This window comes from Bacteroides sp. AF25-5LB, assembly GCF_003602965.1.
GTDB classification, from domain to species: Bacteria; Bacteroidota; Bacteroidia; order Bacteroidales; family Bacteroidaceae; genus Bacteroides; species Bacteroides uniformis.
In genome coordinates this window covers 87,036-108,680 of record NZ_QTMC01000006.1, presented here as the reverse complement: position 1 = coordinate 108,680, position 21,645 = coordinate 87,036, and the positions used below count along the sequence as shown (strand labels likewise).

The window sequence follows — 21,645 nt, the reverse complement described above, 5'->3', positions numbered from 1 at the left end:
CGGGGGTGATTCTTAGTTTGCTTTCTCTCCTTTGGTCTCTTTGATTAAATATACACAGAAAGCACCGATTATCAGCATGACTCCTGCTAACACAAGCATATTGATTTCAGGAGGCAGTCCTCCTTTGGGAGTAAACAAGGCAAGGATGATGCCGCCCAAGGCTGCCGCTATAATCTGCGGGATACAGATAGTTCCGTTGAAAAGTCCCAGATAAGTACCCATGTGTCCTCCGCTCAGTGCGTTGGTTAGGATGGTGAACGGCAGTGCCAGCATGGCAGCCCATGCGCACCCTATCAGCAAGAAGGAAATGAAGAGCATATAAGGGTCGTGTATGAAGTAGGTGGAAATGAAACCTATACCTCCCAGAACAAGGCTGAGTGAGTAGACGCGGCGGCGGTCCTTGAACATCGGTATGCAGATGGCCCAAAGCACAGAGCCGATGGCTTGCACGGCAAACAGTACGCCTACCCAGTCGGCGGCATTCTGATATTGCAGGCTCTTGGTGTCGAGTACTATTTTGGTCACACCATCTACCAGGTGCTCTACTGTAGGAGCGTCGAAAGCATTGGCAGCGATGCTGCCGTTGGTATAAGTCCACATGAACATAAAGGCAAACCAGCAGAAGAACTGTACCAGTCCGATAGTCCAGAATGCTTTCGGAGCGTTGATGAGCAGCTTCAGCATGTTGGTCTTTTCATGTTCCTCTTCTTCGGTGATGCCGTGATACTCTGCATATTCGGCAGGCGGCATCTCTTTTACTTTGATCGAAGTGTAGATGACGCAGAAGATAAGGATGGCCGCTCCGATGTAGAATGAGTAAATAACCGAGGCGGGGATTACTCCTTGGGGAGCTGTATTGCTGATGCCAATCCATGCAAAGATGAACGGGAAGAGATAACCCACCAGGCTACCTGCATTGCATAGAAAACTCTGGATGGAGTAGGCGAGTCCTTTTTGTTTCTCATTCACCATGTCGCCCACCATCATTTTGAAGGGCTGCATGGCCATATTGATGGAGGTATCAAGGAACATCAGCGATACCAGACCGAAAATCATGGCTGTACTTACTGCCATGCCGAAGCTTCCGGCATTGGGTAGCAGGCACATGACGAGTACGGCCACCAACGAACCTATAAACAGATAAGGAATGCGCCGTCCGAAGCGTGTCCAGGTCTTGTCACTGGCGGCTCCCACAATGGGTTGTACAATGATACCTGCCAACGGCGGCAGTATCCAGAAATAACTCAAATTATGCGGGTCTGCACCCAAAGTGGAAAAGATACGGCTGATGTTTGCACTCTGCAAAGCATATGCAATCTGCACGCCGAAAAAACCAAAGCTGATGTTCCACAGCTTCCAGAAACTTAAATCGGGTTTTACTTTCATGATGGTTCAATATGTTTTATTATTTCGTTGTTCCTCTTATCACCAGATTGGTACGTACTATCTTGTTGTTGCTTTTCTCTTCTCCCTCCAGCTTTCCGATTAGAATGCTGAAAGCGCTTTTACCTACTTCCTCGCCATGTTGCTCCACAGTAGTCAGCTTCGGGTCGGTGCTTTGGGCAATGGCTCCGTCGGTGAATCCGCAGATGGATACTTCATCGGGAACTTTTATGCCGACCAGTTTGCAGGCATACAGTATGCCTGAAGCTGTCTCGTCGTTGATGGCGAAGAAACCGTCAGGGCGGTTTTCGCTTTCCAATAGGTCGGGAGTGATGGAGATGGCGCGTTCACGGGTGTCGCACAACAGAATCATGCTGTCGTCCACTGGAATTTTATACTTCTTCATGGCATCCAGGTAGCCGTTCCGGCGATTCTTGGTAATCTCCAGGTGGGGAGCCGCACTATAGAAAAGGATGCGCTTGCATCCGGTCTGTATCATGTATTCCACGGCTGCAAAGGAGCCGGCATAGTCGTCCACCACCACTCGCTCGGTTTTCAACCCCGTACATATACGGTCGTAAAAGACGATGGGAATGTCGTTGTTCAGCAGCTCCTGATAATGGTCGTATTTGGAAGTATCCTTGGCAAGTGAAGCGATGACTCCGCAGACACGGGCGGCAAGGAAAGAATGCACAATCTTCACTTCCTGCTCGTACGATTCGCTGCTCTGCGCCACTATGATATTATATCCGGCATCCGCCGCTGCTTTCTCAATTCCACTCAATACGCAGGAAAAGAAGTGGTGTACCAGTTGGGGAACAATGACGCCGATGGTATTGCTGCGGCTTGCGCGGAGGTTTACAGCCAGTACATTGGGCTTATAGCTATGTTCGCGCGCATAGGCATGGACAAGATCACGAGTTTCCTTGCTGATGTCCGGATTGTCTTTCAGCGCTCTTGACACGGTAGAAGGGGAGACATTCAGCGCCCGGGCAATATCCTTGATGGTAATCTGCGGTTTATTCATGGTATAGTTTTGAGGACAAAGATAAGGTAAACTTCCCTAATCCGATTGCAAAAATAACGTAATATGGTAAATTGGGCTTATTCGTTGAGGTTTATCGGGTTGTAAGTTTGTGCAAACGATTGCAGACACCCGTATTTTGACAAATAGAGGTGATATATAGTTCTATATTCCCTAAATGCTTATATTTGCAGTATGCAATTAATGATGATAACGCCATGAAACACATGAAGTTCTTGACTTTCTTTTTTTGTATTGCCTTTGCCGTATTTGCATGCAGCAGCAATAATGAGACAGACCCCAACGCCGGTGGACTTCCCGATAAGGAGGAACCTCTGGTTACGGACTTTGCTAAAGGTGCCGACATCAGTTGGGTGACGGAGATGGAACATAAGGGTATGAAATTTTACAATACCTCCGGTGTGGAGACCGATTGTTTCCAGCTGATGAAGGATTTGGGCCTGAATGCGGTTCGACTCAGAGTATGGGTCGACCCCAAAGAACACGATAACTGGTGCAATATGGCCGATTTGGTGACGAAAGCCAAACGTGCCGCAGAGCTGGGCATGGACGTAATGGTAGACTTCCATTACAGTGACTGGTGGGCCGACCCTGGACAGCAGCATAAGCCTGCTGCATGGAAAGGACTGAACTTGGCCGACTTGAAGAAAGCCATCGCCGACCATACTGCCGATGTACTTAATGCGCTGAAAGCGGCAGGAGTTACTCCCAAGTGGGTTCAGGTAGGTAATGAAATTCGTCCGGGGATGCTTTGGGATGAAGATGCTGCATTGAGCGGTGCGTCCTATGATGTGAGGGAATGTGATGTAAAGGGTTCCAACAGTACTTCCGAGGAAGTGAAATACCGTGAGAACTTTGCCAACCTGGCTGCTTTTATCAATGTAGGATACGATGCGGTAAAGTCCGTCTTCGACGATGCCATTGTCATCGTCCATCTGGACAATGGATATGACAACGAATTGTATACCTGGTTCTTTAATGAACTGAAAGCCAATGGCGGTAAGTGGGATATGATAGGCATGTCGCTCTATCCTTACTGGACGATGCTCGAGCACAAGGAATATACAGCTGATAGAACTATTACCGAGTGCATTGCCAATATTAATAGTGTAGCCCGGAAATACAACTGTGACGTGATGGTGGTGGAAACCGGCATGGAGTGTGCCGACGACAAAGGGAATCTGGCAAGTGCTTCCGTGCTGGCAGAAGGGAAACGCCAACTGGCCCGTGTCCTGAAAGAGTGCAAGGAGAATACCGGCGGATGTTGCAAGGGCGTGTTCTACTGGGAACCGGAATGCAGGCCGAACCAATATCGGTTGGGGGCATTCACTGAAGATGGTCGCCCCACTGTGATAATGGATGCTTTTAAATAATTATATTAACAAAATCTTTTAAAGAAGAATGAGAAAGACAATACTTATCTTTTCCTGCTGCGCCAGTTTTGCCTTGGCGGCAATGGCGCAGCGTACAGAAGCATTGTTGGAAAAGAACTGGAAGTTCACCAAGGGAGATGTTCCCGAAGCAACACAAACAAATTTCGACGACAGTAAGTGGGAAACAGTGACCATTCCTCATGATTGGGCCATCTTTGGTCCGTTCGACCGCAACAACGATTTGCAGGAGGTAGCGGTTACGCAAGACCTTGAAAAGCAAGCTTCCGTAAAGACCGGGCGTACCGGAGGGTTGCCTTATGTGGGTGTCGGTTGGTATCGTACGGCTTTTGATGCTCCTGCCGACAAGCAGGTCACTCTGGTTTTCGACGGTGCTATGAGTGAGGCTCGGGTCTATGTCAATGGGAAAGAAGCTTGTTTCTGGCCTTTCGGATATAACTCTTTTCATTGCGATGTTACCGGTTTGCTGAATGCCGACGGTAAAGACAATGTGCTGGCTGTCCGTCTGGAAAACAGACCCCAGTCCTCCCGTTGGTATCCGGGGGCGGGATTGTATCGCAATGTCCGCCTGGTTACTACGGAACGTGTCCATGTTCCGGTTTGGGGTACACAGCTCACCACACCGCATGTTTCTGCTGAATACGCTTCCGTGCGTCTGCGTACTACAATACGGAATGCCGGTGATGCGGATGTTCGTATTTCTACTGATATTATTGCGCCGGACGGTAAGATAGTATCCCGTAAGGATAATAGCCGGAAAATTAATCACGGACAGCCATTTGAGCAGAATTTTCTGATAAATGCTCCGTCTCTGTGGTCCCCTGAGACACCTTATTTATATAAGGCAGTATCTAAGATTTATGTAGATGGCAAACAGACTGACGAATATACCACGCGTTTTGGTATCCGCAGCATTGAGATTATAGCTGATAAGGGATTCTTCCTGAATGGTAAGCACCGTAAATTCCAGGGGGTATGCAATCACCACGATTTGGGCCCGTTGGGTGCGGCTGTCAATGTGGCTGCTCTTCGCCGTCAGTTGACATTATTGAAGGATATGGGATGTGATGCAGTCCGTACCTCCCACAATATGCCTGCCCCCGAATTGGTGGAACTCTGTGACGAGATGGGCTTCATGATGATGTTGGAACCTTTCGATGAATGGGATATTGCCAAATGTGAGAATGGATATCACCGCTATTTCAACGAATGGGCAGAAAAGGATATGATAAATATGCTGCATCAGTATCGGAACAATCCTTGTGTGGTAATGTGGAGTATAGGAAATGAGGTTCCTACCCAATGTAGTCCCGAGGGCTACAAAGTGGCTTCTTTCCTGCAGGATATTTGCCATCGCGAAGACCCTACACGCCCCGTTACTTGCGGTATGGACCAAGTGACGTGTGTGCTTGCCAACGGGTTTGCGGCAATGATTGATGTACCCGGCCTTAATTATCGGGCTCACCGCTATGTGGAGTCTTATGAGACTCTTCCACAGAATATTGTGCTCGGTTCGGAGACGGCTTCCACTGTAAGTTCCCGTGGTGTCTATAAATTTCCCGTACAGAAGGGAGCCAGTGTGATGTACGATGACCATCAGTGCTCCGGTTATGATGTGGAGTGTTGTTCCTGGTCGAATCTTCCCGATGAGGATTTTGCTTTGGCTGATGATTATGACTGGACAATCGGACAGTTCGTCTGGACAGGTTTTGATTATTTGGGTGAACCTTCTCCTTATAGTACGGATTCCTGGCCCAGCCACAGCTCCGTTTTCGGTATCATAGACTTGGCAAGTCTCCCCAAAGACCGTTTCTATCTGTACCGCAGCCTATGGAACAAGCAGGCAAATACCTTGCATGTCCTTCCGCACTGGACGTGGCCGGGCAGGGAAGGGGAGAATACTCCGGTTTTTGTTTACACCAGCTATCCCAGTGCCGAACTGTTCGTCAACGGAAAGAGTTATGGCAAACAGCGGAAACTTACTGCTGATGAAAGCCGTGCTTTGGAAGGTCAGGACTCCCTTGCTTTGCAGCGTCGCTATCGCTTGATGTGGATGGATGTTCCTTATGAACCGGGCGAAGTGAAAGTGGTAGCTTATGATGCTTCCGGTAAGCCTGCAGAAGAAAAGGTGATTCGTACCGCTGGCAAGCCCCATCATCTGGAGCTGGTTGCCGACCGCACCCGCTTGTCTGCCGATGGTAAGGACCTGGCATATATCACAGTCCGTGTCGTGGATAAGGACGGTAATCTTTGTCCGGCAGACAGCCGCATGGTAAACTTCTCGGTGAAGGGTGCCGGAAAATATCGCGCTGCTGCCAATGGAGATGCTACCAGCCTCGATTTGTTCCATTTGCCCAAGATGCCGGCTTTCAGCGGTCAGCTGACGGCTATTGTGCAGAGTGGCGAGCAAGCCGGTGAGATTGTGTTTGAGGCAAGGGCTAAAGGATTGAAGTCCGGAAAGCTGGTACTTTATACTTCAGAGAAATAAATAGCACTATTTGCTTCCACTCTACCACACCTGCTCTGTAACCCTTTGTTCATCGGTGTTTGAGGTGCGGTGGAAGCAACAGAAAAAGGTGGAAGCAAAATTTGCTTCCACCTCTGTTTTTAGGGCTGATATGATGTTAACTTATTGTAATGTAACAAGTTAATATCATGTCGGCCATTTTGTTAATATCGTGTTAATGGCATATTAATATTGTGCAGACACGTTATTCATATCCTGAAAGTATGTTGCTTGGTTCATACATGCATGGCATTTCTTCAGTAAAAGCTTTGTGTTTCTTTTGTTTTGTCTTGATGTTGTGTAGTGCTTAACGGTCGTAAAGCGATTTGTTGACGGCCGTAAAGCGATCTGCCAACGGCCATCAACAAATCGCCTAACGGTCGTTAGGCGGTGAAAATATCTGTAGTTCAGTAGAATAATCATATATGTTATGTGCAAGAATGCTACATGTGTAGTGGAAAGAAACGCTGTATTATGATATATCAAGTGATTTCCCTATCTTGTGCAACCGCATGCAATCGTTTGCACTGTTCGTTTCTCACATTTTGCTCTTTCTTTATACTTTACTAAATTAATAAAGCATATTTTTGTTGCGTCATGCTTTAGGTACTTGAAAGACGTTAGAAAACAAAAGTACGAAAATTATTTTTCGAATAATATATATAGGTAATTAATATTGTTAACTTTAATTTATTAAATGCATGAAGCAAGTTAATCTTAGAATCTGTCAAACGATTCTTACCCTAATGTTGGGGTTGTTCTTGTCAATTGGCGCTTATGCACAGAACATTACCGTGAAAGGGCATGTGAAAGATGCCACGGGATTGGAAGTGATTGGTGCAAATGTCGTAGAAAAAGGTAATACTACGAATGGTACAATTACTGATTTAGATGGTAATTTTACGTTGACTGTTCCTAAAGGCACTACATTGACTGTATCTTTTATTGGTTATAAAACTCAGGATGTGGTGGTTGACTCTCCTACTATTATGGTAACACTGCAGGATGATGCAGAATTATTAAGTGAAGTTGTAGTTATTGGTTATGGTTCTGTTAAAAAGAATGACTTAACAGGTTCTGTAACTGCCATTAAAGCAGAAGAAATTAATCGTGGTGCGATTACTTCTCCTGACCAAATGTTGCAAGGTAAGGTTCCGGGGTTGTTAGTGACTCCCGCGTCTGGTGACCCTACGGGAGGTGCTACAATCCGCATTCGTGGTGCAGCTTCTTTGTATGCTAGCAATGACCCGCTGATTGTTATTGATGGTGTTCCTATTACTCCGGAAGGTGGTGCAGGTATGGCGAATCCATTAGCATCGGTAAATCCCAATGATATTGAATCTTACACCGTCTTGAAAGATGCATCAGCTACGGCAATTTATGGTTCACGTGCTTCCAATGGTGTAATTATTATTACTACTAAAAAAGGTAGTGGCGATAAAATGAAGATCAGTTATAATTCGAGTTATAGTTTGAAACAAAACACTTCTACATTGGATGTGATGACTGGAGACCAGTACCGTAATTATGTAAATGAAGTTTATGCAGGCACTGACCGTTTGGCTAATATACAATCCATGATGGGAACCGCTAATACAGATTGGCAGGACTTGATTTATCGTACAGCTTTTTCTACCGATCAGAATGTCAGCCTTTATGGTAGTGTGAAGGAGAAACTTCCATACCGTGTAAGCTTGGGATATACTTATGATGAAGCCACATTGAAAGTTGGTGATAACCAACGTGCCAACATGTCCATAAGCTTGACTCCGAAGTTCTTCCAGGATCATTTGTCTGTAAATCTTAATGCAAAAGGCATATATAATCGTGCCAATTATCCTAATTCAGGAGCTATTGGTGACGCTATTAGTTTTACCCCGACTGTTGCTCCTAAAATGGAAGATGGCAGCTATTTCAATTGGTATGCATCTGATGGTTCTGCTAATACAATGGCAAGTATTAATCCTTTGTCGCAGATATATGATCCTTACAATGTGAATGATACATGGCGTTCTATGGGAAATATGCAGTTGGATTATAAAATTCATGGTTTTGAGGATCTTCGTTTGAACTTGAATCTGGGATATGACTTTTCACGTACAACTGGTACCACTTACAATGAATTAGGCTCAATTCTTTCCAAAAGAGCTGGTGCAGCCGACTATTATAAAGAGTATGCCAATCAGAACTCCAATACACTTTTGGAATTTTACGGTAATTATAATAAGGAGTTTGGTATTCACCACTTGGATGTAATGGCAGGTTATTCTTGGCAGCATAATTATGTGAAGTATAATCAAACTGAGTATTATAATAATGACCGTTCTAAAGTTTATCTGCAAAAGCCGACTGATAGACGGGAGTATTACTTGCTTTCCTTCTTTGGGCGTATTAATTATTCTATTAATTCCAAATATTTGTTCACTTTCTCATTGCGCGATGATGCGTCTTCACGCTTTTCCAAAGATAATCGTTGGGGACTTTTCCCTTCTGCGGCTTTTGCATGGAATGTGGCAGAAGAAGGTTTCCTAAAAGACAATAATTTCTTCTCAAGTATGAAACTTCGTTTGGGGTGGGGTAAAACTGGGCAGCAAGATATAGGTATGGACCGTTGCTATGCTTATCAAGCAAAATATACCGAATCTTCCGCTCTGACTACTCAAATACCTTGGGGCAATGGATACATTTACACATTGGCACCAAATGCATATAATCCCAATATTAAGTGGGAGACTACTGAAACTTATAATGTTGGTTTAGACTTTGGAATTTTTGGTGGCCGTATTAATGGTAATATTGATGCTTATTTGCGTAAAACATATGATTTGCTGAATGATATCAATACTCCGATGGGCTCTAACTTCTCTAATAAAGTTATTTCCAATGTTGGTGATATGAAGAATATGGGATTAGAGTTTAACTTGAACTTCATTCCTATTGAAAAGAAGGATATGCGCTGGACTATTAATGTGAACGGAACTTGGCAGAAGACAGAGATTACAAAACTGACGAATACAGGCGGTGATGACTATCTGGGGGTTCAGGTTGGTGCAGGTATGAGTAGTATTGGTGGTTATACTTCTCTGTATCGTGTGGGGTATACTCCTTATACTTATTATCTGTTCCAGCAGGCTTATGATGAAAATGGAAAAGCCATTGAAAATACGTTAGTGGACCGTAACGGTGATGGACAGATTACAGAAGATGACCGTTATGTGACTGGTAAGAGTATTTTGCCGAAATTCTTCTTCGGTATCGGTTCTCAGTTCACTTATAAAAAATGGGACTTTGGTTTTAATGCTCACGGATCTTTAGGGGGGTATGCGCTGAATAAGGTTGCTAAGAATAATTCGACTTCATACTCGGACGACCATAGTAAAGGATATATCAATAACTTGTCTACTTATTGCTTGAAGACTGGATGGACTGAAGCCTTGACTGAGTACCAGCAAGTTTCAGATATGTTCCTGGAGAATGCTTCTTTCTTCCGTCTGGATGATATTAATGTAGGTTATACTTTTGATAAGTTTGCTCATTGGAATGGAAAAATCCGTGTAGGAGCTTCTGTACAAAATGTATTTACCATCACTAAATATAGTGGGCTTGATCCTGAGCTTACAGCAGCAGATGGTGTAGATAACAATTTGATTCCACGTCCTCGTCTCTACACCGTGCGTCTGAATATTAATTTCTAAACTAGAGAATGTACATGATTATGAAAAAGATTATATATAGCTTGGCAATTGTAGCGTCTATGTTGACGTTGAATGCTTGTATCGGAGATTTGGATACATTGCCGTTAAATGAAATGGATAAGACTGCTGGGCAGGCTTATCAAACATTGGAGGATTTTGAAAAAGGATTAGCATATATCTATGGTTCTTACTCTTTGGTTAGCCAGAATGATCCGGGTAGTTCTGACATAGCGGTAGAAGATGCCGGTCAGAGCGAATTGATACGCCAGTATGTTGTATTAAATGAGATGTCTTGTGATGTTCTGAAGTGTACATGGGGGGATAGTTATATTACTGATACACAGAATAACTCATGGACTTCTACTCCTAATGCTGCTACGATAGCGGTGTATACACGCTGCATGGTGACTGTGACCCGTGCCAATGAATTCTTGCTTCAAAGTAAAGGTTCTTCTGTAGAAGGAGTTGCCGGTCTTCGTGCAGAAGCGCGTTTTTTGCGTGCGTATGCCTATTATATGCTGATGGACTTGTATGGTAATCCTCCTTTTGCCCTTGAAGAAAATATTGGTGGAGAACTGCCTTCGCAGATAGGACGCACAGCCTTGTTCCAATGGATTGAAAGTGAATTATTGGATTTGGTTTCCGGTAGTGATATGCCGGCTGTTGGTACTGTTGGTTATCCACGTGTAACGAAAGGTACAGCCCAGGCTTTGTTGGCGCGTATGTATCTAAATGCTGAAGTATATACAGGCACAGCTCGTTGGGCAGATGCTCGTTCGGCGGCTGAGGCTACTATTGGTATGGGATACCAACTATGTAATAATTATGAAGAACTCTTTATGCAGGATAACAGTGAAAACGCTAATGCTCAAAAAGAGATGATTTTTGCAATTGGTTACGATCGTGATAGAACTCAGAGTTGGGGGGGGACAACACATTTGGTTTCCGGTAGTTTGGATGATGCCAATAGTGAAGCTATTGCAAAAGAACTGGGATATCCGGAAGGAAGCCATATCGCTCGTGAAAGATGGAACGGGTATCATGTCCCGAATGAATTTGTTGAATATTTTGAATTATCTGGCGTTGAGTGGGGTGGTTCTGGTATAGGATATGATAGAGCTGCCAGTGATAAACGTGCATTCTTCTCTAACGTAGGTTGTGTAGAGGCATTTGATAAGTCAAAAGCAGAAACAGGATGGAGATGCTGGAAATTTTCAAGTCGTGACTCTCAAGGAAACATTTACTCAAGTGATAGCTATGAGAAGTTCTCTTCCATTGATTTCCCGATGATTCGTCTGGCTGAAATGTATCTGATTTATGCAGAGGCACAAGCTCGTCTGGATGGCGGAATAACAACAGATTCTAAAGCATTGGGATATGTTAAGGCTTTACGTGATCGTGCGGGAGTTTCTATGCCTTCGTCCATTGATTTGGATTTTATCTTGAAAGAGCGCGCTCGCGAACTGATGTTGGAAGGACATCGTCGTACAGACTTGATCCGTTATGGGTATTTTACTTCCATGTCATTCCCTTGGCCTTATAAGGGTGGTGTACCTGACGGAAGAACTGCTTTACCATCATATCGTACAATTTATCCGATTTTGAGTACCGATTTGACCGAGAATCCTAATTTGGTTCAGAATCCTGGTTATTAATACATCAATAAGAAACTGTAATGATAAAACTTTAGCAATATGAGACTATTTAAAAATATAATGCTGTTTGCAGCAGTTGCGACAGCTCTATTCACTTCGTGTGAAACGGATGTGGATACACCTCAAATCAGTACTCCTGAGAGCTTTGTTGCTCCTGTGATCGGGCAGTGCAGTGATGTAATTGTAAATGCTGATAATTCAGCGAATGAGAATGTGATTTTTACTTGGACAGCAGCGGATTTCGGGCTTCCGGTCCAGATTCTTTATTCTGTATACTTGACTTCCGGTGAGAACTCTGCTTTATTGGGAACTTCTTCTACAACTTCCTATGCAATATCTAAGGGAGACTTAAATGGAGTTGTTATAAATAGTTTGGGGGTTGCTGCTAATGAAACAGCCACTGTGTCTGCTTATGTAACAGCTAAAATGTACGGAACAGATAATTATGAGCCTATTGCTTCTGCTGTTTCCAATAATTTTAGTGTAACGACTTATTCTGCACCATTGACTTCCCTCTATTTATGTGGTGAGTTTAGTGGAAGTTGGGATATTAACAACGCTCCGATTTTCTGGGAAACAACTGGTGGTTCCAATACTTATGTCTGTATGGCAGACTTCTCGAAGACTGCGGCAGGAGATGATGCCACACGCTCTTTCTTTAAGGTTGTAGCGCAGCAGGCTTGGAGTGGAGACAATTGGGGATATAATGATTTGAAACCTTCTTGGAATTGTCCGGAACAGGCTGATGCTAACTTGTCGTTACCACTTTCTGAAGGTAATATTTTTGAGATAACTGTAAATAAGACTGTGATGACGATTGATAAGAAAGCTATTGGCAATAAATTAGGTCTGACAGGTGATTTCAATAATTGGGGTGAGGGTAATCCTGATGCAATCTTTACTTATGACTATTTAAGTAGCAGTTGGAAGACTGAGCCTATTGCATTGGAAGCTGGTAAATCCATAAAAGTGCGTGTTGATGGTGCTTGGACCACAAATTGGGGGGCAACTGGCACAATGAGTACTGCTGTTGCCGGTGGATATGAACTAGAAGCAGGAAAAGATAATATCAGTGTACCGGAAACTGGTACTTATATAGTTGTGTTCCACGGTAACCGTACTCCTTATGTACTGGAACTTGTGAAGCAATAATAAAGTTTTAATCTTCAAAAATAAAGAGATATGATAAAATATTTAAAATATATGTTCATGGCAGCTATCATTATGATAGCTGCTACGGGATGTCAGGAAGATATTGAGGATACTTTTTCCAAGGAACCGGCAGCTCCTGAACTTGTGAATAATGGTACTATTCTGATGACCAAGAACACAATGTCAGAATCTATTACATGGGCATGGTCGGCTGCTCGTTTTATGAAAGGCGAAACCAGCTACACACTTTATGCGCAGTATGGTGATGCAATTCCAGTACAAGTAGGTTCTTCTACTAAAGGATTGTCTTTGACCTTGACAAAGAATGAATTCCAGACATTGTTAGGAGGTGTTCAAGGCATTCCGGAAAATGCATCTTTTGATTTGTCTTTCTATGTAGAGGCTACAGATGAGAATGGTGGATATAAATCAGCAGCACAATTGATGACTGTTTACTCGTATGGTGATGCTGTTTCTGCGGTGCTTACAGCAAATGCGGCTGATGTAATTCTTGACATCACAGCTCCTGCGGAAGAATTGCAGTTACTGACGTGGGAAGCTGCGCGTTTAGAGTATGGCGAGGCAATCACTTATAATGTTTATATCACCTATAATGGCGGTGAATTGACTGAAGTTGCAACAGGGTTAACCGAAACAGCTTGTTCTAAAACGGTGGATGAATGGAATGAATTGGTGGTAGCTTCAGGTGCGCCTGAAGCACAAGCCGCTGATGTGGAATTTATAGTAAAAGCTTATTCCGAAACTTATCCGGAAGGTATTCCTTCAGCTCCCTTGAGCATTAGTATTACTACTTATAAGGCTACTTATCCAGCATATCTGTTAATAAGTGGAACAGATAAGAAGCTCCCTCATAGTACAGTAACTAAGGGACTGTTTGACTGTTTTGTTAATTTGGAAAGTGGTGTCTCGTTTAAGTTTATTGACCAAGATACACAAACAGAATATGGTAGTGATGATGTTGAGACTACTACTGATGATAAGGGAAATGTTGTAACATCAGGTACTATTGGTAGTGGAGTTATAACAATCCCTGCTGGTTTATATCGTATCAGTGCGGATATCAAATTTGGTACTCTTCAGATTGTTAAAATTAATTCTATGGGAATGATAGGTGCTGCCACACCTAATGGATGGAATGCTGAACTGCCGATGGAATATGATGCAACCGCAAATACTTATTCTGTTGTTACAACATTGACTCAAGATGGAGAATATAAGTTCCGTGCGAATGACAATTGGGGATTTGCCATTGATAAGAATGGTGACTTCCGTGATGGCGGCGATAATATGGTATTTGAAAAGGAAACCGGTGAATATAAGGTTGTACTTGACGTGAATAGCCATCCTTATACAGCGAAAATATTAAGTACCTCATTCCCGGAAAAACTGTATCTTCCTGGAGCTCAAAACTGGAATGTACCCTTTACGTTATATTTAGGGGGTAATGGTGAAGGTAAATTTGAAGGTGGCGTCAATATGACAAGCAATGAGTGGAAGTTCTCTCCGGTTACAGATTGGGGACAAGACTTTGCTGGTACGATCGAATTGAATGAGGCTGGTTATGGGAAGGGAGTATATGGTGGCTCTGGTAATATTAATACTCCGGCGGGCTATTATTATATCCAAGTGGATATGACTACCGGTACTTTTGAAATGCAGCGCATTGATAAGGTTGGCTTGATTGGTTCTTTCAATGATTGGAAAGATGATGCAGTCTTTGTATATGATGCAGAAAAGAATGTATGGACGTTGTCGGATGTGACTCTTACAACTACCGATGAGTTTAAAATTCGTTTTAATGCTGCCTGGGATATGAACCGTGGTTGTGAGGTGGCCCTTACTCCTGGTACTAAAATACCAGTCAATCAAGATGGAAATAACATGAAGGTGGCTGAAGATGGTAACTATACTATAACAGTAGATATGTCAACTAATCCTAATACAATTACGGTTGTAAAATAAAGAATTTATACTGAGAGATATGAATTGAATCGGCTGTCTGAACACTACAATTAGGAATGTCATTTTGTCGAATATGTTATTATTCAAGATAGAGCAAGATGAACGTCGTAATGGAGTGATTAGACAGCCGATTCTGTGTTTATGGGTGTATTTTATTAAAATGAATTTGCATGAAAATGAGATTTGTCCTTGTCTGTGGATTGATATTGTCGGTTGTAACAAGTAAAGCCCAGACAGCCTTTGAAGAAATAAGTGCTGATCCCAATAAAAGCGCCAGTGTATATTATGCCTATCCTGAAATAAGTGAACAATATACTCTTCCTCCTGAAGGATATACCCCTTTTTATATTTCTCATTATGGGCGGCATGGATCTCGCTATCTTATTTCTGATTCTGAATACCAAACAGTAATGGAAATATTGGATAAAGCAGATGCTGTAGGTTTTCTGACAGATAAAGGGAAGAGTGTTCGTAGTAGGCTTGAAGTGGTTTGGAGAGATGCAGAGGGGTTGGGAGGGCAGCTTACTCCTTTGGGATATCGACAGCATCGTAGTATTTCTGAACGTATGTTTTATAATTTTCCGGATGTATTTAAAGGTAAACGGAAAATAAGTGCTTGCTCCACTGTTGTAATTCGTTGCGCATTGAGTATGGCTACTTTTTGTGAGACCCTTAAGGGGTTGAATCCTGAGTTACAATTTACTTATGGTTCAGGTGAACGCTATATGCGCTATTTGAATTATTGGAATGAGAATGCTCGTGAGTTTACTTCGGATGAGTCTGATTGGAGGAAAGATTATCATGAGTTTTGTAGAGAGCATATTCATCCGGAAAGATTGATGAGACTTTTGTTTTCAAACCAAAATTATGTGCAACAGCATGTCAATCAGGAGCAGTTGATGATGGGATTATATTGGATTGCATCAGATATTCAGAATACGGAATTAGACTTGTCCTTTTATGATATTTTTGAAAAAGAAGAGTTGTTTGATATCTGGCAGGTAAATAATTATAAGCATTATGTTTGTAATGGAACTTGTCCTTGGGGAAAGGAGATTGTACAAAGAACTTTTATTCCTTTACTTGAAAATATATTGGATTCTGCAAATGAAGCCATACAAAATGATGAAATGGCTGCTACATTGAGATTTGGACATGATGGAAATGTTATGCCATTGACCGGTCTTCTTCATTTGGAAGGGTGTTATGGAGAAGAAACCAATTCTGAAAACTTCTATAGAGTATGGAGTGATTATAAAATTGTTCCTATGGCTGCTAATGTACAAATTATTTTTTATCGAAAAAGAGGTACGGATGAAATAATTGTCAAGTTTATGTTGAATGAAAAAGAAACAACCATTCCAATAAAGAGTGAAATAGCTCCATTTTATTTTTGGAAAGATGTTGAAAAATTCTATCGTGATTATATTGGTTACTTATATAGAGATATAAAAAAATAGATTATATATCGTAGGTCATGAAAATAAGAACTTTATTTGTTTTATTCAGTTTTTTATTGTGTCAATGGAGTGTTGCACAACAAACTGTTTCATCTGGAAAACTCGTGGAGTATCCTCTGTTCAAATCGGCCATTGTAGCTCCTCGTGATGTTTTTGTTTGGCTTCCTTCAGATTATTCTCCAGAAAACAGATACGATGTCATTTATATGCATGACGGACAAATGCTTTTTGATGCTGCTTCCACTTGGAATAAAGTAGAATGGGGAGTGGATGAGGTTTTGGGAGAACTGTTGGAAGAGAAAAAGATAAGGCCATGTATTGTGGTTGGTATTGCTAATATCGCTCAAAGCAGGTATGAAGATTATTTCCCACAAAAAGCTTTGAAATATCTGCCTAATGGAAACATACCTGAAAACATTCACTTTAATGCGGACAATTATCTCCGTTTTTTAGTAGAGGAAGTCAAACCCTTTATTGATAAGGAGTATTCAACTAATAAGGGAGTAGAGCATACGTTTGTAATGGGTTCCAGTATGGGTGGGTTGATTTCTCTGTATGCAATATGTGAATATCCTGAGATTTTTGGTGGAGCAGCTTGCTTGTCTACCCATCTCACCATGATTATCAGTAGTACACAGCCTACTAAGGAGCAGACTGATTTGTGGTTTTCTGCTTTTGAAAGTTATCTTGCCGATCATTTGCCGAAAGCTAATAGCAGACTGATTTATATGGATAGGGGAGACGCGACATTGGATGCTTTTTATCCTCCTTATCAAGACAAATTGGATAAGCTGATGAAAGAAAAAGGATGGACCAAGCCTATGTGGATATCCAAGGTCTTTCCGGGAGCTGCGCATATAGAAACGGATTGGATGAAGCGTTTGGAATATCCGGTGAAATTTTTGATAGGAACTGAGAGATGATGATGAAAGGAATGTATTGTTTTTGATTTATAAGTATGATTCGTAAAGTTTTTAATTGTATTTTGTTTTGCCTGTTGTTTCTTTTGTTGCCATTGAGTGCGCAGGATAAAATTCAGGAGGTTGCCCTCGCCTATTTGCATGATGAGGCGATGTCGCCTGATGACTATCTGGTAGCCAAATTCCGGAAGGCAGATATTGTGTTATTAGCAGAAGACCATGGGGTGAAAGAAAATCTGGACTTTGTTTGTAATTTGATACCTAAGTTATACGAGAATAATATTGTACTGGGTATGGAGTTTGGGGCATACGAAGATCAGCGACGGTTGGATTCTCTAATCAATGCTCCGAAGTATGATGAGCAAGTGGCTCGCGAACTGATGTTCAATTATAATACCCGATGGGCGATTACTGAATATATGGAAATTTATAGGGCTGCATGGAAATGGAACCGTTCACTGCCCAAAGATGCAAGGAAATTCCGGATATTGAATATCAGTTATCATTATAACTGGCAGAAATTCTCCGGAGTTAGAACTCCGGAAAATATGCATGAGGTATTTCCATTGGGAAATACAGAAGACTTTCGGTGTGGATTGCTGGAACGGGAAGTTCTGGCGTCAGGACAGAAGATATTAGTATTGACCGGAACTCCCCATGCTTTTACTTTTTATCATTTTCCCTACTATGATTATACGTCTCCGGGTTATGTACGTTACGAACAGAATTTTCTTGGAAATTTGTTGTACTCTAAATATGGATCGAAAGTAGTTGCAATAGCTTTGCATCAACCTTTCCCGAACCGTTTAAACCGTCAGCCGGCATTACTTTCTCCTGCTTTAGGTAGATTGGAGGCCATAATGGGGAGGATGGACAATAAACCTATAGGGTTTGATTTAAAAGGTACACCTTTAGGTAAGTTGGATGATGATAGCTATTACTCAATGGGATATAATGATTTTACGTTGGCAGACTTATTTGACGGATATATATTCCTTAAGCCGATTAGTGGATTGTCCTCTTGTAGTATAGACTATAAGTTTATGGATGATACTAATTGGAATGAGGCTGTCAGCAATAATCCGGATCCGGATTGGCATCCTCGTCCCCAAACCAGGGAACAATATTGGGAGATGATAAAAGATTTCGTGGATATCAGAAGACGGTATACAGATGTTCAATAGATGTGTTTGGGAACTATGCAAACGTTTTCGTCCTTTAACTCCACTTTTTCATTATAGTCTGTCTATCAGCTATTTTATCTTCCTTATCTTTGAATCATAATAATTTGAAAATCTAATGATATGAAGACAATAAAGCTTCTTTCTTTTTTTTTATTTTGTGTGTTATCATTCTGCTTGGTAGCTTGCAGTGATGATAATGGTACTACACCAACGCCGGAACCGGAGCCGGAGCCAACGCCGTCAGAATGGACTGTGATAACTGCAACTCCTACAGATTGGGATGGGGAGAAACGTGCGGACATCTCTTATCAGTTACTGGTCTACTCCTTTTCCGATGGCGATGGTGACGGTTATGGCGATATTAATGGCTTAATTTCTAAACTGGATTATATAGATGCTTTGGGTGTGAAGGCTATTTGGCTTTCTCCTATTCATCCATCTCCTTCGTATCATGGCTATGATGTGACAGATTATACGAGGGTGAATCAGAAGTTCGGCACGGAAAGTGATTTTGACCGATTGGTTGCCGAGGCTCATAATCGGGGCATTAAAATTTATCTGGATTATGTCTTGAACCATACGAGTGTGGAGCATCCGTGGTTTTTGGCTGCAAAATCTTCTACTGACAGTGAATATCGCAATTACTACATATTCTCTCAAGACCCGGAAGCTGACATCAAGGCGGGAAAAATTGATATGATTTCCAGTGAAGGGGGAAACGGATATAATTCGGGAGAATGGTATTCTACGACAGCTTCAACAGATGTCGTAAGCGGATGTTATAAATTTGTACTCGATTGGTCGAATGCTTCAAAACCTACGGTGACGGTGAGCGTTGCAGAAAAGGCGGATACGGATAATACAGACCAGACAACTACTGGTGCCAAGTATCTTTATTATGGTGACCCTGCTGTTTGTAAGAAATTTTATGATAAGGGAAATGGTATTTATGAATTGACAGTGGACTTCTCTTCACCTTGGGGATTCTTGATTCGTACCAGCAATACAGATTGGGGCAACCATAAATATGGTGCTGCCTCTACCAGTACTCGTCTGAAATATGGCGAACCTTTTGCTTTAAAGCAAGGTGAGGATGCAGAAGATATTATGTTTGAGTCTATGAACCTATGGTATTATCACTCTCATTTCTATACAGCCTCCTTTGCCGACCTTAATTACGGTAAATTGTCTGATTTGAAAAGTTCTCCGGCATTCAAGGCTGTGGTCGCAGCAGCTAAGGGATGGATAGACCGTGGAGTAGATGGATTCCGTCTTGATGCAGTGAAACATATCTATCATAATGCTGGAGGTTCAGAAAATCCGACTTTCTTGAGAACTTTCTATGATGAACTGAATGCTTATTATAAACAGAAGGGTAAGACGGAAGACCTTTACATCGTGGGTGAAGTTCTTTCGGGTGCTAGTGAAGTAGCCCCTTATTATCAAGGGCTTCCCGCACTGTTTGAGTTTGACTTTTGGTATCGTTTGGAGTGGGCCATTAATAACAGTACGGGTTGTTACTTTGTAAAAGATATCATGAGCTATCAACAGCTTTATGCTGCTAACCGGACAGATTACATAGAAGCTACCAAACTTTCGAACCATGATGAAGATCGTACTGCTTCCAAACTGGGTAAATCCATTGATAAGGAGAAACTGGCGGCAGCTGTCTTACTGACCGGTCCGGGCGAACCTTATATCTATTATGGTGAAGAACTGGGACTCTATGGAATGAAGGACAATGGTGACGAGTATGTGCGCGGTCCGATGTTGTGGGGAGATAATACGGTGACTGCCTATACGGATAAGATAGACAAGGGGGTAGCTTCCAGCATAAAGTCTGTGGTGGAACAGCAGAATGATGAAAGTTCTCTGTTGAATGTTTATATTCGGTTTGCCAAACTACGTAATACTTATCCTTCATTGGCTGAAGGAAAGATGTCAAAACATGGCATTTACAATGAAAATAATACCACTGCCGGTAAGACTATTGCTGCTTGGTATATGACGAAGGATACAGAGAAAATGTTGGTAATACATAACTTTGGTGTCTCTGCCACTGAAATTACACTGACGGATAAGATAGAGAAAGCCGTCGGAGTAAATGGGGATATTCAGCAGAAGAAGGACGGTGATGACATTATGGTAAAAATGGGCGCATATAGCACTGTCGTATTTAAAATATCCCAATAAAGCCGTTTTTATTCATACATCTTTATCAGCACCCGATTCAGCCAGTTCCAACGGAAACGGAACCAGCGTCGGGTGCTGCTTTGTTTTCCTCCAAAGCGGAGAACGAACTCACGGTAGCCATGTTTACGGAAGGGAAGTCCCACATCCATGAACTCTAAGTGGCGGTATCCGCGTTGTTTGGCATCATCCAGTGCTTTCCATACAGCAAGAATACCCGGATATTGCAGGGCATAAGTCTTGCGCATGCCACCGGAGAACCACAGGTAGGCGCTATCATCTGAATAAATGCATGCACTGCCACCGATAATCTTCTCTTTATAAGTGACGATGAAGATTTTGCTTTGTTGCCCTTTTGTCAATTGGTTTTCGAGATGCTGAAAGAACTTGATGCTGGGGAAGTGGCGCCGTATCTTGGAAGAATATACGTGGCGCAACATCTGGGCAAAACAGAGAATCTCCTCTTTGGTACGTGCTTCCCGCACTTGGGCACCGTTTTTGAGGCCTTTCTTTATTTGCCGGATACGTGACGGGCTGAAACGCTCTTCCACCTTTTCGACGCTGTGCAGTGAGTTGCGCACCCGTAGCCAATTGATGGCGATGTATTGGTTGGCCCGGAAAGATTTGTATCCGAACATGGCATTTTCCAGGTTGCGGAACTCGATGAGAAAAGAATCGCGCAATGCTTCATTGGTAAGCCTTTGCAACATGTCACTGAAGATAGCCTCTTTGTCTGCCTCGTTGTCGAAATATTCTCCCATACCGTACACCTCACATCTTTTGATGATGCCGGGGGGAAACATGCGGATACTTTTACGTATGGCGGCAAGCAGTTTCGCAACGGGCTTGTCATCTTCAGATGCCACAATGAGTATGGGGGTATACCCCGGAGTTTCCTCGTAGATTCGGAACAACTCCGTGGAATGGAAGGTGTTGGTCCCCGGTAGGTCAGGAACCTTGCTCCCACGGTAATATGTAGTGAGTTTGAGGGGCATTGCTTGCAAACTTAACAAAAAAACTGAAATTTCGGTTGGCATGGGTAGGCTTTTTTATTAAATTTGTCACTATAGCTGAAGTCTTA

Annotated in this window: 13 protein-coding genes; 10 read left to right on the top strand and 3 right to left on the bottom strand. The window is 42.5% G+C overall.

Annotated features, from left to right (window positions below):
• Positions 1-12: 12 nt before the first annotated feature.
• Both DWY57_RS08890 and DWY57_RS08885 read right to left on the bottom strand, forming a co-directional pair.
• A complete protein-coding gene (locus DWY57_RS08890) occupies positions 13-1,386 on the bottom strand; it encodes an MFS transporter (protein WP_117601171.1) in 1,374 nt (457 codons plus the stop codon).
• Positions 1,387-1,405: 19 nt separating this feature from the next.
• On the bottom strand, positions 1,406-2,410 hold the full coding sequence (locus DWY57_RS08885; RefSeq protein ID WP_117601172.1) for a LacI family DNA-binding transcriptional regulator: 1,005 nt from the start codon (positions 2,408-2,410) through the stop codon (positions 1,406-1,408).
• Positions 2,411-2,625: 215 nt separating this feature from the next.
• Here DWY57_RS08885 and DWY57_RS08880 point away from each other — a divergent pair, with 215 nt between their 5' ends.
• From DWY57_RS08880 to DWY57_RS08835, 10 genes are all read left to right on the top strand, one after another.
• Entirely contained in the window at positions 2,626-3,801 is a 1,176-nt protein-coding gene (locus tag DWY57_RS08880) for a glycosyl hydrolase 53 family protein (protein ID WP_119961648.1), read from the top strand.
• Positions 3,802-3,829: 28 nt separating this feature from the next.
• A complete protein-coding gene (locus DWY57_RS08875; RefSeq protein ID WP_119961618.1) occupies positions 3,830-6,307 on the top strand; it encodes a glycoside hydrolase family 2 TIM barrel-domain containing protein in 2,478 nt (825 codons plus the stop codon).
• Between the two features lie 719 nt (positions 6,308-7,026).
• Positions 7,027-10,020, top strand: a complete 2,994-nt coding sequence (locus DWY57_RS08870) for a TonB-dependent receptor (protein WP_117601174.1) — start codon at positions 7,027-7,029, stop codon at positions 10,018-10,020.
• 20 nt (positions 10,021-10,040) lie between these two features.
• Positions 10,041-11,675, top strand: a complete 1,635-nt coding sequence (locus DWY57_RS08865; protein ID WP_165853595.1) for a RagB/SusD family nutrient uptake outer membrane protein — start codon at positions 10,041-10,043, stop codon at positions 11,673-11,675.
• A gap of 39 nt (positions 11,676-11,714) precedes the next feature.
• Positions 11,715-12,827 (top strand): SusE domain-containing protein, encoded by a 1,113-nt coding sequence (locus DWY57_RS08860; protein ID WP_117601176.1) that lies wholly within the window; start codon positions 11,715-11,717, stop codon positions 12,825-12,827.
• A 30-nt stretch (positions 12,828-12,857) separates the two neighbouring features.
• Entirely contained in the window at positions 12,858-14,810 is a 1,953-nt protein-coding gene (locus tag DWY57_RS08855; RefSeq protein WP_117601177.1) for a SusE domain-containing protein, read from the top strand.
• A 170-nt stretch (positions 14,811-14,980) separates the two neighbouring features.
• Complete coding sequence (locus DWY57_RS08850; RefSeq protein ID WP_117601178.1) at positions 14,981-16,270, top strand: histidine-type phosphatase; 1,290 nt, start codon at positions 14,981-14,983, stop codon at positions 16,268-16,270.
• Positions 16,271-16,287: 17 nt separating this feature from the next.
• On the top strand, positions 16,288-17,193 hold the full coding sequence (locus DWY57_RS08845) for an alpha/beta hydrolase (RefSeq protein WP_117601179.1): 906 nt from the start codon (positions 16,288-16,290) through the stop codon (positions 17,191-17,193).
• Positions 17,194-17,228: 35 nt separating this feature from the next.
• A complete protein-coding gene (locus tag DWY57_RS08840; protein WP_165853593.1) occupies positions 17,229-18,374 on the top strand; it encodes a ChaN family lipoprotein in 1,146 nt (381 codons plus the stop codon).
• A 120-nt stretch (positions 18,375-18,494) separates the two neighbouring features.
• A complete protein-coding gene (locus DWY57_RS08835) occupies positions 18,495-20,567 on the top strand; it encodes an alpha-amylase family glycosyl hydrolase (protein ID WP_117601180.1) in 2,073 nt (690 codons plus the stop codon).
• 8 nt (positions 20,568-20,575) lie between these two features.
• On the opposite strand, the gene DWY57_RS08830 is transcribed toward DWY57_RS08835, so the two are convergent.
• Positions 20,576-21,559: a GNAT family N-acetyltransferase gene (locus DWY57_RS08830; protein WP_117966283.1), complete on the bottom strand. Its 984-nt coding sequence runs from the start codon at positions 21,557-21,559 to the stop codon at positions 20,576-20,578.
• Positions 21,560-21,645: the final 86 nt, after the last annotated feature.